Origin of the sequence: Candidatus Dactylopiibacterium carminicum, from assembly GCF_014736495.1 — a bacterium.
GTDB lineage: Bacteria > Pseudomonadota > Gammaproteobacteria > Burkholderiales > Rhodocyclaceae > Uliginosibacterium > Uliginosibacterium carminicum.
This window is the reverse complement of sequence record NZ_MDUX01000016.1, coordinates 1-13161: the sequence shown is the minus strand read 5'-3', so window position 1 is coordinate 13161 and position 13161 is coordinate 1. Positions and strand designations below refer to the sequence as shown.

The following is a 13161-nucleotide window of genomic DNA, read 5'->3' as shown; positions in this document are numbered from 1 at the left end:
GTTCAGGGGCGGCGCGCGAGCAGATAGATCACGTCATAGCTGGCGCGCAGACCGGCGCTTTCCCGATGGGGTTCGTAGGCGGCCTGGAATGCAAGCCAGGCTGAGCGGGACAGCAGGCCGCGTCGCCGCGGCGCGTCCAGACTATGGGCGCCGATGGCGCGCAGCTCGCGCAGCAGGCCTGCAAGGTCAGGCGTGTGGGTACATTCCGTTTCGCATTTCACCTGGATGTCGATGAAGCCAGCAGCGGTGGCTGCCTGTTGCAATTCATCGGCGAGGGTGAAGTTGCGAACATGGGTGTGTCCGTCGATACCGCGGAAGGCCTGCCGCAGCTCCCAGAGCGTGTCCGGCCCCAGCGTGGCGACCTGCAGCAACCCTCCTGGTGCCAGCACGCGGGCGGCTTCCTGCAGTGCGCGTGATGCGTCGGTCCACTGCCAGGCCAGACTTGACCAGTAGAGGGCTACGCTGCCATCGCTCAGGGGTAGCGCTTCGATGTCGCCGCATATACCACCCGTGCGGTGGCACATGCCGATGGCCGCGTCGAGCGGCAGTAGTCTGGCCTCGGGATGGTGGCTCCGCAGTACGGAGGCTGCCTGGCCGGTGCCGCTGCCCGCATCGAGCAACAAGCCCCGACAGCTGTGGGGTGTCAGCCCGGCAAGCTGCGCGATGATGCGTCGCTGTACTCTGGCCGCCTGGTCATAGCTTTCCGCGGCTGCGGAGAATGCCGCGCGGATGAGCGCCAGCTCAGTCATCGACGAGCGCCTGCAAGCGTGCGGCCAGTTGTTCCGGGCTGGAGAAGAGCGGGGCATGGCCCGCATCGGCAAGCACTTCGAGCGGAGCATCGTACCGCTCGGCGAGCCATCGGGCAGCCGCCAACGGCATCAGCTTGTCCTGCGCGCCATGCAGGAGGTGAATGGGGCAGAGGGGGCGCGCAATCGGGCGCAAATCGGTGGTGAGCAGATCTTCCAGTCCGGTAGGCAGGCTTGGGTCGTCAGCGTCTACCTGGCCGGACTCCAGCAGTGGCGCGAGCTGCGCACGCTGCACGTCCCCAAGCACCTGCAGGGCCAGGAAGCGCTGCTTCACGCGCTCAGGCATGCGGGAAAACTGTTGCCGGAATGCCATCACGGTTTCTTCCGCCAGGCCATGAGGCCAGTCCGTACCTGCCACGAAACGAGGGCTGGCTGCGATCAGATAGAGCCCGCTCACGACTTGTGGATGACGCTGTGCCAGTCGTAGCGCCAACTGAGCGCCCAGTGACCAGCCCAGCACCCAGGTGGGGGCCTTGAGCTGGCGTGCCAGATCATCCGCCAGACGGAGTGTTCCCAGGCGCCAGTCAAGATCGGGTGTCGAGATCTGCCAGTCCGGCAGGGCTTGTACGAGTGCTTGCCACAGCCTTCCGCCGTAGCCCCAGCCATGCAGACAGAGCAGATTCACGTCTGCCCTCCGGCAATTTCATGCAATGCATCGCACAGGCGACCGATGTCTTCGAGGCTGTGCGCGGCCGATACGGAAATGCGCAGTCGCGCGCTGCCGGCTGGCACGGTGGGCGGGCGGATGGCGGGTACGCGCAATCCGCGTGCGAGCAGCGCCTCGCTGAGCGTTACTGCCGCTTCGTTACTGCCAACAATGAGTGGCTGTATCGGTGTGCGCGAGGGTAGCAGCGGCCAGGGCAGGCCGGTCAGCCCGGTTTGCAGCGCCTCGATCAGATGTGCCAGATGCGCGCGGCGCGTGTCGCCCTGTTCGATCAGACGCAGCGCTTGCTGTGTGGCTTCGGCCAGCAGCGGTGGTGCAGCGGTGGTGAAGATGTAGGGGCGTGCCTTCTGCCGCAACCATTCGACAAGCAGTGCGCTGCCGGCCACGAAGGCTCCTGCAACGCCAGCGGCCTTGCCCAGCGTACCCATCAGGATCAGGCGTAGCGCACTCAGCCCGGCCTCGGCAAGGCTGCCGCGCCCCTGCGGACCGAGTACGCCGAAACCATGGGCGTCGTCGATCAGCAGCTAGGCATCGTGGCGGTCAGCCAGCATCAGTAGATCGGCCAAGGGAGCGATATCACCATCCATGCTGAATACTGCATCGCTGACGATGAGCTTGCGCCGGGCCTGACTGCCTTCCAGCTGGCGGGCAAGCATGCTCAGATCGCAATGCGCATAGCGTAGAAGGTCCGCGCGTGCGAGCCGGGCGCCGTCAATCAGGGAGGCGTGATTCAGGCGGTCCGCAAAGATCGCATCACCACGGCCGAGCAGGGCAGGCATCACTGCCAGATTGGCGAGATAGCCGGTGGAAAAGCCCAGTGCAGCTTCGAAGCCCGTGAAGGTGGCCAAGGCCTGTTCAAGTGCTTCGTGTGCCACAGTATGGCCGCTGACCAGATGCGAAGCGCCCGCGCCGACCCCCCAGCGCCGGGCCGCGCCGGTTGCTGCAGCAATCAGTTCGGGGGCATTGGCCAGACCGAGGTAGTCATTGCTTGCGAAGGCCAGAAACTCGTTGCCATCGGCATCGTGCTCGCGTGGGCCGCAGGCCGCTTGCTGGATGCGGCAGGCACGCCGCAGGCCTGCGGCTTCGTGTTCGGCCAGGGCAGCCGCCAGCGCGTCGTCCAGCGAGGAGACAGAAGTATTCATGCGTGGGGAAACTCAGAAACGGTCTTTCCAGGCGCGCAAGGCGGTAAAGACGTCCAGCGGCGTCGCCAGCGCGTGGCCGGCGACGTGCTTGGCGGCGCTGCGTACGGAAGCTTGATCGCAGCGCAGGAAAGGATTGGTGGCAAGCTCTTCGGCAATGTTGCCGGGAAGTGTCGGCTGGCCTGTTTCGCGCAAGGCGACACAATGGGCCTGACGTTGCGCGATCAAGGGGTTGTTGGGCTCGACAGCGGCGGCGAATTGCAGGTTGGACAAGGTGTACTCATGAGCGCAACAGACCTGGGTGTCGCCAGGCAGACGGGCCAGCAGGTTCAACGAGGCATGCAGTTGCGACGCCGTGCCACCGAGCAATCGGCCGCAGCCAGCGCCGAACAGAGTATCGCCGCAGAACAGCGCACCAGCGCCCAGATAGGCCAGATGCTCTGGCGTATGTCCTGGGACCGCGAGCACTTCAATGCTTTGGTCGAGTCCTGGGAGATCGAAAGTCTCTCCACCCTTGAGTGGATGATCAACTTCGGGAAGCCCTGTGGGACCGAAGACCGGTACTGGCCAGCGCTGCCGCAAGACGGTTACGCCGCCGGTATGGTCGGCGTGATGGTGCGTCAGCAGGATTGCGCTGAGTTTGAGCCCTTGCGATTGCAGCCAGGTTTGCGCGGGCGTGGCTTCGCCGGGATCGACCAGGACGCAATCCCTGCCATCGGACAGTGACCAGATGTAGTTGTCGCGCAGGGCGGAAAAAGGAACAATCCGAAGCTCGCTCTTCATGTCCCGGATTCTAGGCCAAGTCGTATGCACGAGGCGCATTCACCATTCTGTCTGCCCTGGGTGGATTCACCGCGAGGGCGTTATCTGTTGGGCTGGGAACAGCAACAGGTCGATCTGCTGGTAGCTGACATGTTCGGCTTCAACGCGTTGCAGGTGGGCCTGTGTGACGTCGACTATCTGCGCGCGAACCGCATGCGTTACCGGTTGCGTGCCGGCTTCGGCGATCAATGTCGGGGCGTTGCGGTGCTGGCGGCGGTCGAGGAATTGCCGTTTGCCACACAGAGTCTGGATCTGGTGGTGCTGCCGCATGTGCTGGAGTTCTCCTCGCATCCGCATCAGGTGTTGCGCGAAGTAGAGCGTATCCTGTTGCCGGAAGGGCAGGTCGTGATCACAGGATTCAACCCTTTCAGTCTTTGGGGCGTGCGGCGAGCCTTGGCCGGCAATTTGGGCGAGGCGCCCTGGAGTGGGCAATACCTGTCCACCGTGCGCTTGCGGGACTGGTTCAGCCTGCTGGGCTTCGAGCTGCGCAGCAGCCGTGTAGGCTGTTACGCACCGCCGGTGAGGACGGAGCACTGGCTGCGCCGCTGGGCGTTCATGGAGGCTGTCGGTACCTGGGCCTGGCCCTTTGCAGGAGGCGCTTACGTGATGCATGCCGTCAAGCGCGTGCAGGGAATGCGCTTGATCACGCCAGCCTGGCGTAACGGTAAGCGACGCAAGGCCATGGTGCCGGTAGCACACAAGGTCCGGCGCAACTGAGTGCGTCGACCTCAATCATTCCATGTTGGAATCAGATGGATCAGATCGAGATATTTACCGATGGAGCCTGCTCGGGAAACCCCGGACCGGGCGGTTGGGGCGCCATTCTGCGGGCTGGAGGCCACGAACGAGAGTTGTGGGGCGGCGAGCCTGCCACCACCAATAACCGCATGGAAATGTTGGCAGTAATTCGTGCCCTGGCAGCACTCAAACGTCCGGTGCAGGTTCGCCTGCACACTGATTCGCAGTATGTGCAGAAAGGCATGACCGAGTGGATTCACGGCTGGAAGAAGCGTGGCTGGAAGACAGCGGACAAATCGCCGGTGAAGAACGAAGATCTGTGGCGAACGCTGGATGCCGAGGCTGCACGCCATCAGATCGAGTGGATCTGGGTGCGCGGTCATGCAGGCCATGCAGAGAACGAGCGCGCTGATGAACTGGCGCGTAGGGGGGTGGAAGCCGTGCGCATATCAGGCACGGCTGTGAGCGAAGGGTAAGCAGAAGGAGTCAGACGCCGGAATAGGCCGAGAAGCCACCGTCCACGGCGATGATGGAACCGGTGACGAAGCCCGACGCTCGGGACTCGGCCAGCCATAGCAGGGCGCCGATGAGTTCGTCGGCCTCGCCAAAGCGGCGCATCGGTGTCTGTGTGATGACTTTTTGCGCGCGTGGTGTGTAGTTACCATCCTTTTCCAGCATCAGTTCGCGATTCTGCTCAGTGATGAAAAAGCCGGGGGCGATGGCATTTACGCGGATGCCGGACTGCCCCAGGTGTACCGCCAGCCACTGCGTGAAATTGCTGACGGCCGCCTTGGCTCCGCTGTAAGCAGCCACTTTGGTCAACGGGCGGAATGCCGACATCGACGAGATGTTGATGATGCTGCAGCCGCTGCGGCCGAGCATTTGCCGTGCGAAGACCTGACTGGGGAGTACGGTGCCCATCAGGTTGAGGTCGAACACGAATTCAAAGCCCTCCATACCCAGATCAAAGAAGCTGGATTGCTCGGGGCTATTGCCGGCCGTGGCTGCATCGAAATATTCCTGACCGGTGACTCCCTTGGGGTGATTGCCGCCGGCGCCGTTGATGAGGATGTCGCACGGGCCCAGATCAGCCGCAATGGCGGCCGCTGTCTGCTCGAGTGCCACACGATCAAGCACGTTGCATGAATAGCCTTTGGCTTTGCCGCCCTTGCCTTCGATTTCATCAGCCAGACGCTGGGCTTTGGCCTGATCGCGGCCGATGATTGCGATGCTGGCACCGCTGGCCGCCAGAGCGCGGCACATGGCGGCGCCGAGGATGCCGGCTCCGCCGGTGACCACAGCTACCTTGCCGGTGAGGTCGACGGAAAAGGGAAAAGCAGGACTTGCTTGGCTCATGCGGGGCTTTCGACAAAAGAAAGGCGGCCTGGGCCGCCGGGGAGGGAGTCAGCCGCCAGCTTTCTTGCTGGCCGCGGAGCGGTTAGGACAGTCTGGCGTAGTGCACTCGGCGTACAGATACATCGCGTGTTCGCGCAGCTTGAAGCCATTGGCTTCGGCTACGGCGTTCTGTCGGGCTTCGATCTGAGGATCATAGAACTCCACCGCTCGGCCGCAGTTGATGCAGATGATGTGGTCGTGATGATCGCCCTGATCCAGTTCGAACACGGCTTTGCCGGTTTCGAAATGATGGCGCTTGAGAATCCCCGCCTGCTCGAATTGCGTGAGCACGCGGTAGATGGTGGCCAGGCCGACGTCCATCTCTTCGGACAGCAACTGACGATAGACATCTTCGGCCGAGAGATGGCGCTCCCTTGTACGCTGGAACAGGTCCAGGATCTTCAGGCGCGGCATCGTAGTCTTGAGGCCGGACTTTTTGAGGCTGGTGGTAGGCATTGTGTCTCCGGACTTGGGGCGTGGGCCGTATGATATAGTCTGGGGCCGGCTTGTGGAACGCGGGCCGGCACATGGATGGCTGTCGTCAAGCCTTGTTTCGATTGTCTCCGAACATCATCCGATGACCTTCTTCAAGAATTCCAGTCGTATGCGGCTTGCCACTCTGGCACTTGCCCTTGGGGGCATTGCCGGTTGCTCCTCCCAGGCCGTGACCAGCGTGATCCGCCCCTTCCGTATCGATGTCCGTCAGGGTAACTACGTCAGCCAGCATTCGATAGACCAGCTGCAGCCAGGGATGACCCAGGATCAGGTGCGTTTTGTCATGGGTTCTCCCATGCTTGTCGATATCTTCCATGCTGACCGTTGGGACTATGTCTACCAGTTCTCTCCGGGGCGAGGTCAGGAAGAACATCGCAGAACCAGCGTGTTCTTCGTTGCCGGCAAGCTTGATCGCGTGGAAGCCGGTGCTCTGCCCAAGGAGCCTGATCCTGCCTCGCTGCCGCGTGTGATCGACATCGACAGCCCTCAGGGCTGAAGCATTTCCAGGAGTGAGTTCGTGACAGTGAAGCTTGCAATTGCAGGAGCATCCGGCCGTATGGGCCGTATGCTGATTGAAGCCACGGCCGCAACGCCGGATGCAGAATTCGTCGCGGCACTTGACCGTGCGGACAGCCCTTTCATCGGCCGTGATGCCGGCGAACTGGTTGGTACTGCCTGTGGTGTGATTGTAGGCAGTGATTTGAACGCCGCTTTTCAGAAAGCCGATTGCCTGATCGATTTCACGCGTCCGGAAGCAACCCTGGCGCATCTGCAAGTGGCACGGCATCTGAAGCGTGCGATGGTTATCGGCACCACGGGCTTCACCGCCGAACAGAAAGCGGAGATCGCCGAAGCTGCACGCGAGATCCCGGTCGTATTCGCACCGAACATGTCGGTCGGAGTCAATACGGTATTCAAGTTGCTGGACGTGGCTGCGCGCATTCTGGCTTCAGGGTATGACGTCGAAGTCTTCGAAGCACACCATCGCTACAAGGTTGATGCACCTTCCGGAACGGCCCTGCGTATGGGTGAAGTGGTGGCGCAGGCTTTGGGGCGCGATCTTCAGGAGTGTGCCGTGTATGGTCGTGAAGGCGTGACCGGTGAGCGCACGCCTGAAACCATTGGTTTCGCTACCGTGCGCGGTGGTGATGTGGTGGGCGATCACACCGTGATGTTCTGCGGGTTGGGAGAGCGCGTGGAGATCTCGCATAAAGCCGGCAGCCGCATGCCGTATGCCACCGGAGCCTTGCGTGCAGCAGTGTTCCTGCAGGGGCGTAACGCCGGCCTGTTCGACATGCAGGATGTTCTGGGCCTGCGTTGAGGTCAAGTTCTGCTGACGATGGATTCGGCCGGCGAGTAGCCGGCCGTTTCGTTGGCTCAAGCCAGGCGGCATGTGTCCGTTGACTCTTCATGCGGCCCAGCAGGGCGGTACAGGATGCCGATAGACAGGGAGAGGCAGTGCCATGGGCAGACGTCGCCATGAGGAAGAGCACGACAACCACGAACGCTGGCTGGTCTCTTATGCAGACTTCATTACCCTGTTGTTTGCCTTCTTTGTCGTCATGTATGCGATCAGCTCGGTCAACGAGGGTAAATATCGTGTCTTGTCCGACTCTCTGGTTCAGGCCTTCCGTGCGGTCGATAATGAAACCGCATTGCCGATCTCTCCGCCTCCACGGCCAGGGGCTACGCCGATTGCCGCGATAGCACCACAAGTGCAGGTTCGCCCGGATCCCCGGCTGGAGGCACGCAAGGCTGAGATGCTTCAGCGCATGCGCAATATGGCTGATGAGGTCCGACGTGTGCTTGAGCCATTGGTTCGCGGTGGGCAGGTACGCGTGACAGAGGGCGTCAACGGTATTTCCATCGAGATCAACGCCAGTGCGCTATTCGCGCCCGCAGAAGCGCAGCTTGGTGCTGATGCTTCGCGTGCGCTGTATGCCGTGGCGGGAGTGCTGGCGCAGGGAGGATTTCCGATCAAGGTGGAGGGGCATACCGACAGTCTGCCCATCAACACGGCGCTTTTCCCTTCCAACTGGGAGCTTTCGGCTGTGCGTGCGTCCAGCGTGGTCAGGCTGTTTGTGGCTGCTGGCGTCAACCCCGGGCGATTGACCGCGGCGGGCTATGCAGACCAGCGCCCGGTGGCGGATAACGCATTGGCAGAAGGACGGGCACGCAACAAGCGCGTGACCATCCTAGTGGAGTCCATGCTGCCTGAAATGGAATTGGCGGCAACACCTTCGGCGCAATCAGCAACGATCCCCGAAACTCCGTTACGGGTGCGAGATGCTGATGGTGCGTTGGGCACGCCATCCAATATCAGATTGGTGCCGGCTGGAAGTCAGCCTCAATAACTGCCGAGGGAGCGCGATCCGGGGCGGGTGCGGGAAGCGCCATCCGGGCCATAGACAGTCGGCTGGTCTGAGTGGGCCATGAGAATGGCTAGCGCCTGATGGTTGTGGGCCAAGCGTTGCGTGAGGATCAGACCGTTGGTTTCGTTCAGGTTGCGAGCACGAATGGCCAACTCAAGATAAGTCTGCCATGCGGGCAGGTCTGCCTCATCCAGCAAGCTTTCCACGCCTTCGCGGCTTGCCTCGACCCCGGCCTGGGTCAATACAGCCGTGCGGCTGTCCGCGAACTGCTGGAACTGGCGCGCAAATCGATTCTTTTCTTCGGAAATTGCGAACAACGGCTCCACATCGCGCTGCCCAAGTATTTGTTGCTCGCGCTCAAGCAACTGCGCAAATTCGCCCAGCTGCCGAGTTTCGGCAACCAGCAAGCTGAGTAAGCGGGTGCGCAGGGCGTTGCGGTCAGCCAAAGTTACGTGCTCGGAACTTGGGCCGAGAGCATCTGACGGACGCTGTCGAGCAAGCCATCTGCCACTTTTTCCGGATTGACACGGAACTGGCCTTGCGTGATGGCTTCCTTGATCTCCTGCACCTTGCCACTGTCCACTACCGGCGTGTCGGCGATGGTCTGTTCAAGTTTCTGCAGATGGCTGGCGAACGAGGACAGCTGGACCTGGGAGCCATTGCTGGCAGTAGGCGCGGCATCACGTGTCGGGCGGGCCCTTGGCTCGCTCGTCACCGATCCGGGCGACTTCACATTGGTTTCGATTTTCACGGCGTTTTCCTTCGGCTCGGATGGTCAATAAACCGGCAAAGCTTTTTGTTTTATAAGGAATTTATGTTCCTTCAGCTGCCTTATCGGAGCCGTATGGGAAAACTTTAGGGGTTTTTCCGCATGCACTCAAGCAACTATGGCTCAATTTACGGCGATTGAGTTTTGTACTTGAATGCCATCGTCAATGCGGAACCTCTGCAACGCCCGGCTCACTTGCGATGGCCGTGATGATGCGTCCGCTGGAGAGACGCACGCGTACCGTTTGTCCGGGCCCTGCGGCATTCAGGGCACGCCCCTCGTTGCTCACGCTGAAACCCTGGCCGGAGGTACGCAGGAAGACGGTGTCGCCTGCGCGAATCAGCGTCAGGGGGCGCAGATGATTGCCTTGCAGTGCCCTGCCTGCTGGCAAGGCCAGTGCAGTATGGCGGCCGATGGCTTCCTGCATGGAGAAGATTGCATTGCCTGGCAGTTCCGTCAGCTCTCCGTGCGCGGTGGTGAGGTCTTCATTGCCGAGAACCTGACCATTGCTGACTGGGCGGGCCGTGACCAGATAGTCGCCCGCTACGCGAACTTCAACAGCGAGATAGAGGGAACGCGTGGCGCCTGTCGTACAGCGCATGGACAGCGAGAAGCGCCCCCAGGCACGCACGCCTGGCGGCAGGCTGGCCTGCCACCGGCGACAGGGGGTTCCGCGCGCGAGCTCCGGAGTCGGGCTCAATTGGATGGTGACTGTGCCTGGGTATTCGTTTGTCTGGCGTTCGAGAAAGGCGCGTGCTACCTCGGCGAACGCGTCGTCTGCGCTGGCCATGGCAGTGTGAAGCAGGAGGGGCAGACAGCAGAGGATAAGGCGCGACTTCATGGGATGACGTCCAAACAAGAACAGGAAGGATAGCTGGCTCCATGCCCACTTGGGGATGTGCGGCTTGCGGCAATGGACGAATGGGGCGGCAAGGCTTGCCGGCGAATCTTTTTCCTTTGGGCGTGCTTTGCCGGATTGGCGGGCGTTTTGCCGCTTTATCGCTCTCTCGTGCCTGGTTTTGCGGTCTTAGCATGCATGGCACGGAAGCTGCAAAGAGAGCGCCAGGGAATCTGGAGATGGCGCGATGGGTGCGGCGGTCCTGTTTGAGGAAATTTTGAGTGGAGTGGAGAAGATGAACGTCCAGCTCGACAACGCATTGCGCTTTCACCAGACGGCACTGAATCTGCGTGCCCAGCGCCAGGAAGTCCTGGCTGCGAACATCGCAAATGCTGATACGCCCAACTACAAGGCCAGGGACATCGATTTCCGCTCTTCCCTGAATCAGGTCATGGCGGGGCGTACCGGCCCACTGCAACTGGCAAATACTTCTGAACGCCATATTTCCGGGCGGGGAGCCGAAGATGGTTCTAGCGCTCCGCTATATCGCGGAGAACTGCAGTCCAGCGTGGACGGCAATACGGTCAATATGGATACAGAGCGTGCGGCCTTTGCTGAAAACGCGTTGCAGTACGAAGCCAGCCTGACGTTTATCAACGGTTTGCTGCGCACCATGCAGCAGGCCATCAGCGGACAGTAAGCGGAGACTGATCATGAGCATGCTCAATGTCTTCCAGATTGCCGGTTCCGCACTCAACGCCCAGTCCGTGCGTTTGAACACCACCGCCAGCAATCTGGCCAACGTGGAGAGCGCGCTAGGGCCGGACGGGCAGCCATACAGAGCCAAGCAGGTCGTTTTCCAGGCGGTGCCGATGGGAGACAGCGGGCAGGGCGTGCGGGTGAAGCAGATCGTCGAGAGCGCTGCACCCGGCAGGCTGGTCTATGACCCGAAGAGCCCCGTGGCGAATGCAGAGGGTTACGTGACGCTCTCTAACGTTGATGCCGTCGAAGAGATGGTCAACATGATTTCGGCGTCGCGTGCTTACCAGAACAACGCAGAAGTGATGACGACTGCGCGGACTTTGATGCAGAAGACTCTGACCATCGGGCAGAGCTGATAGCAAATGATCGGGAGTATCTGACATGGCCGTTACTACCAATACCTCGACGGATATCTATTCCTCGATTAACAGCAGCCGCACCACCACCAAGGCAAGTGCCGCGGATGAGGTGCAGACCCGTTTCCTGACGCTGCTGACTGCTCAGCTCAAGAACCAGGATCCTCTGAGCCCGATGGAAAGCGCGGAAATGACTTCGCAGCTTGCACAGATCAGTACTGTGGAAGGGGTGACCAACCTGAACACCACGCTGACAAGCCTGGTGGACAGGCTGCAATCGAATGATTCGTTGCAGGCATCTGCACTGATCGGGCATGCCGTGCTGGTGCCCGGGGATCAGGTGCAGGTCTATGAAGGGATGGGTGTCGGCGGCTTTGAACTGGCATCTGGGGCCGACCAGGTCACCATCACCATCACCGACTCGAACGGTCTGGAGGTCCAGCGCATGGATTACGAAGCGCTGGATGCCGGAACACACGAGTTCGTATGGGATGGCAAGAACGCTGCAGGCACGACTGTTGCTGATGGTACCTACAAGATGACGATTACCGCGTATTCCAACGGTGACAAGGTGAAGGCCTCCACGCTCGAGTTGGCGACGGTTGGCAGTGTGGTGACCGGGGGCAGTGAAGTCCTGGTCGATGTGGGGCGTCTGGGACGCGTTTCGCTCAACGATATCAAGCTGATTCTGTAATCAGGAGCTCATCATGGCATTTCAACAAGGTCTCAGCGGGCTCAATGCCGCCTCCAAGTCGCTCGACGTGATCAGCAACAACGTGGCCAACGCATCCAACGTCGGCTTCAAGCTGTCCGGCACGATCTTTGGCGATGTGTATGCTTCCGCGCTCAACGGTGCCAGTGCCGGGTTGCAGGTCGGTATCGGTACATCGGTCAATAAGGTCGCGCAGACCTTCAACCAGGGCAACATCACGCCGACCAACAATCCGCTGGACGTGGCCATCAATGGTGGCGGCTTCTTCCGCATGAATCTGGATGGTGCCATCGCCTATACGCGCAATGGTCAATTCCAGATCGATAAGAACGGCTACGTCATCAACTCGCAAGGGTATCGCCTAACAGGTTATCCGGCCGATTCCACCGGTACGATCTTGCCGGCGAATCCGCAGGACATCTACGTGGATACGGCCGACCTGATGCCGGTACAGACCTCCTCCATCGAGATGGGGCTGAGCCTCGACTCCCGCAAGACGGCTCCAGCCAACCCGTGGGTTGTCGGTGCCACGACGCCGGATGCCAGCACTTACAACTCATCGACTTCCGTCACGGTCTATGACAGCCTGGGCAACTCCCATCTGATGACCCTGTACTTCGTGACGCAAGGTTCCGGCAGCTGGAACATGTATACCCAGCTCGACGGTGGCGCCACATCCGCCACGCCTACGGCCCTGACTTTTGACACTGCTGGCCAGCTCACCACCACGATGCCGCTGACCATTGCCGGGCTTGCCGTGACGACTGGCGCGGCCACGCCTTTCGATGTCTCTCTGGATCTGACGGGCAGTACGCAATATGGCAGTGCCTTCGGTGTGAACCGGCAAACTCAGGATGGTTACGCTTCCGGCCGTCTGTCCGGCGTGACGATCGACAGCGATGGCATTATCCAAGGACGCTACAGCAACGGGCAGACACGCAATCTGGGTCAGATCGTGCTGGCCAACTTCCCCAATGCCCAAGGGTTGATCTCGCTGGGGAGCAACCTGTGGGCCGAATCGCCCTCGTCCGGGCAGCCGCTGGTGGGCACACCGAACTCCGGCAACCTCGGGGAACTGACCGCCGGGGCCGTCGAGGAATCGAACGTCGATCTCACAGCTGAACTGGTGAACATGATCACTGCTCAGCGCAATTACCAGGCCAACGCGCAATCGATCAAGACCCAGGATCAGATCATGCAGACCCTGGTGAACCTGCGCTGATAGGCATTGATGGCGTCTGAGCAACCGTCTTGGCCGTCAAGCGCTATGCATAGTCGAATCCCACATCGAGC

Annotated in this window: 17 protein-coding genes and 1 pseudogene; 9 read left to right on the top strand and 9 right to left on the bottom strand. The window is 61.0% G+C overall.

The window, feature by feature from the left end; genetic code table 11:
- Window positions 1-2: 2 nt before the first annotated feature.
- The 4 genes and pseudogenes from BGI27_RS06720 to gloB all read right to left on the bottom strand — a co-directional run bounded on the left by BGI27_RS06720 (window position 3) and on the right by gloB (window position 3392).
- Window positions 3-749: a methyltransferase domain-containing protein gene (locus BGI27_RS06720; RefSeq protein ID WP_095524125.1), complete on the bottom strand. Its 747-nt coding sequence runs from the start codon at window positions 747-749 to the stop codon at window positions 3-5.
- On the bottom strand, window positions 742-1431 hold the full coding sequence (locus BGI27_RS06715) for an alpha/beta fold hydrolase (RefSeq protein ID WP_095524124.1): 690 nt from the start codon (window positions 1429-1431) through the stop codon (window positions 742-744). The genes BGI27_RS06720 and BGI27_RS06715 overlap by 8 nt, the downstream gene beginning before the upstream one ends.
- Window positions 1428-2612 (bottom strand): annotated as a pseudogene (gene bioF, locus BGI27_RS06710) (8-amino-7-oxononanoate synthase). Before bioF ends, BGI27_RS06715 begins: the two are co-directional and overlap by 4 nt.
- Before the next feature lie 12 nt (window positions 2613-2624).
- Window positions 2625-3392: a hydroxyacylglutathione hydrolase gene (gloB, locus tag BGI27_RS06705; protein ID WP_095524123.1), complete on the bottom strand. Its 768-nt coding sequence runs from the start codon at window positions 3390-3392 to the stop codon at window positions 2625-2627.
- Window positions 3393-3416: 24 nt separating this feature from the next.
- Between gloB and BGI27_RS06700 the strand changes: the two genes are divergently transcribed.
- Both BGI27_RS06700 and rnhA read left to right on the top strand, forming a co-directional pair.
- On the top strand, window positions 3417-4148 hold the full coding sequence (locus tag BGI27_RS06700) for a class I SAM-dependent methyltransferase (RefSeq protein ID WP_095524122.1): 732 nt from the start codon (window positions 3417-3419) through the stop codon (window positions 4146-4148).
- A gap of 35 nt (window positions 4149-4183) precedes the next feature.
- The gene (rnhA, locus tag BGI27_RS06695; protein ID WP_095524121.1) at window positions 4184-4645 is read left to right on the top strand and encodes a ribonuclease HI; all 462 of its coding nucleotides are present in this window, start codon (window positions 4184-4186) and stop codon (window positions 4643-4645) included.
- A gap of 10 nt (window positions 4646-4655) precedes the next feature.
- Here the strand turns inward: rnhA and BGI27_RS06690 are convergent, their stop codons facing one another.
- Together BGI27_RS06690 and fur are read right to left on the bottom strand one after the other, a co-directional pair.
- Entirely contained in the window at window positions 4656-5525 is an 870-nt protein-coding gene (locus BGI27_RS06690; protein WP_095524120.1) for an SDR family oxidoreductase, read from the bottom strand.
- 48 nt (window positions 5526-5573) lie between these two features.
- Window positions 5574-6020, bottom strand: coding sequence for a ferric iron uptake transcriptional regulator (fur, locus tag BGI27_RS06685; RefSeq protein ID WP_095524119.1), 447 nt, complete (start codon window positions 6018-6020; stop codon window positions 5574-5576).
- A gap of 148 nt (window positions 6021-6168) precedes the next feature.
- On the opposite strand from fur, the gene BGI27_RS06680 reads away from it, so the two are divergent.
- From BGI27_RS06680 to motD, 3 genes are all read left to right on the top strand, one after another.
- Window positions 6169-6555, top strand: a complete 387-nt coding sequence (locus BGI27_RS06680) for an outer membrane protein assembly factor BamE (protein ID WP_095524155.1) — start codon at window positions 6169-6171, stop codon at window positions 6553-6555.
- A 21-nt stretch (window positions 6556-6576) separates the two neighbouring features.
- Window positions 6577-7380: a 4-hydroxy-tetrahydrodipicolinate reductase gene (dapB, locus tag BGI27_RS06675; protein ID WP_095524118.1), complete on the top strand. Its 804-nt coding sequence runs from the start codon at window positions 6577-6579 to the stop codon at window positions 7378-7380.
- A gap of 142 nt (window positions 7381-7522) precedes the next feature.
- Window positions 7523-8413 carry a flagellar motor protein MotD gene (motD, locus tag BGI27_RS06670; protein WP_095524117.1) on the top strand — a complete coding sequence of 297 codons (891 nt, stop codon included), beginning with the start codon at window positions 7523-7525 and terminating at the stop codon, window positions 8411-8413.
- On the opposite strand, the gene BGI27_RS06665 is transcribed toward motD, so the two are convergent.
- The 3 genes from BGI27_RS06665 to flgA form a co-directional block, all read right to left on the bottom strand.
- The gene (locus BGI27_RS06665) at window positions 8407-8877 is read right to left on the bottom strand and encodes a flagella synthesis protein FlgN (RefSeq protein ID WP_095524116.1); all 471 of its coding nucleotides are present in this window, start codon (window positions 8875-8877) and stop codon (window positions 8407-8409) included. The two genes, motD and BGI27_RS06665, sit on opposite strands and share 7 nt — an antisense overlap.
- A gap of 2 nt (window positions 8878-8879) precedes the next feature.
- Window positions 8880-9182, bottom strand: a complete 303-nt coding sequence (gene flgM, locus BGI27_RS06660) for a flagellar biosynthesis anti-sigma factor FlgM (protein WP_095524115.1) — start codon at window positions 9180-9182, stop codon at window positions 8880-8882.
- Between the two features lie 181 nt (window positions 9183-9363).
- Window positions 9364-10041 (bottom strand): flagellar basal body P-ring formation chaperone FlgA, encoded by a 678-nt coding sequence (gene flgA / locus BGI27_RS06655; RefSeq protein ID WP_095524114.1) that lies wholly within the window; start codon window positions 10039-10041, stop codon window positions 9364-9366.
- Window positions 10042-10333: 292 nt separating this feature from the next.
- Here flgA and flgB point away from each other — a divergent pair, with 292 nt between their 5' ends.
- From flgB to flgE, 4 genes are read left to right on the top strand one after another with little or no spacing between them, the layout of a single operon-like run.
- Window positions 10334-10738: a flagellar basal body rod protein FlgB gene (flgB, locus tag BGI27_RS06650; RefSeq protein ID WP_095524154.1), complete on the top strand. Its 405-nt coding sequence runs from the start codon at window positions 10334-10336 to the stop codon at window positions 10736-10738.
- 13 nt (window positions 10739-10751) lie between these two features.
- Window positions 10752-11156, top strand: a complete 405-nt coding sequence (gene flgC, locus BGI27_RS06645) for a flagellar basal body rod protein FlgC (RefSeq protein ID WP_095524113.1) — start codon at window positions 10752-10754, stop codon at window positions 11154-11156.
- 25 nt (window positions 11157-11181) lie between these two features.
- The gene (locus BGI27_RS06640; protein WP_095524112.1) at window positions 11182-11850 is read left to right on the top strand and encodes a flagellar hook assembly protein FlgD; all 669 of its coding nucleotides are present in this window, start codon (window positions 11182-11184) and stop codon (window positions 11848-11850) included.
- 13 nt (window positions 11851-11863) lie between these two features.
- Window positions 11864-13090, top strand: coding sequence for a flagellar hook protein FlgE (gene flgE / locus BGI27_RS06635; RefSeq protein WP_095524111.1), 1227 nt, complete (start codon window positions 11864-11866; stop codon window positions 13088-13090).
- Window positions 13091-13161: the final 71 nt, after the last annotated feature.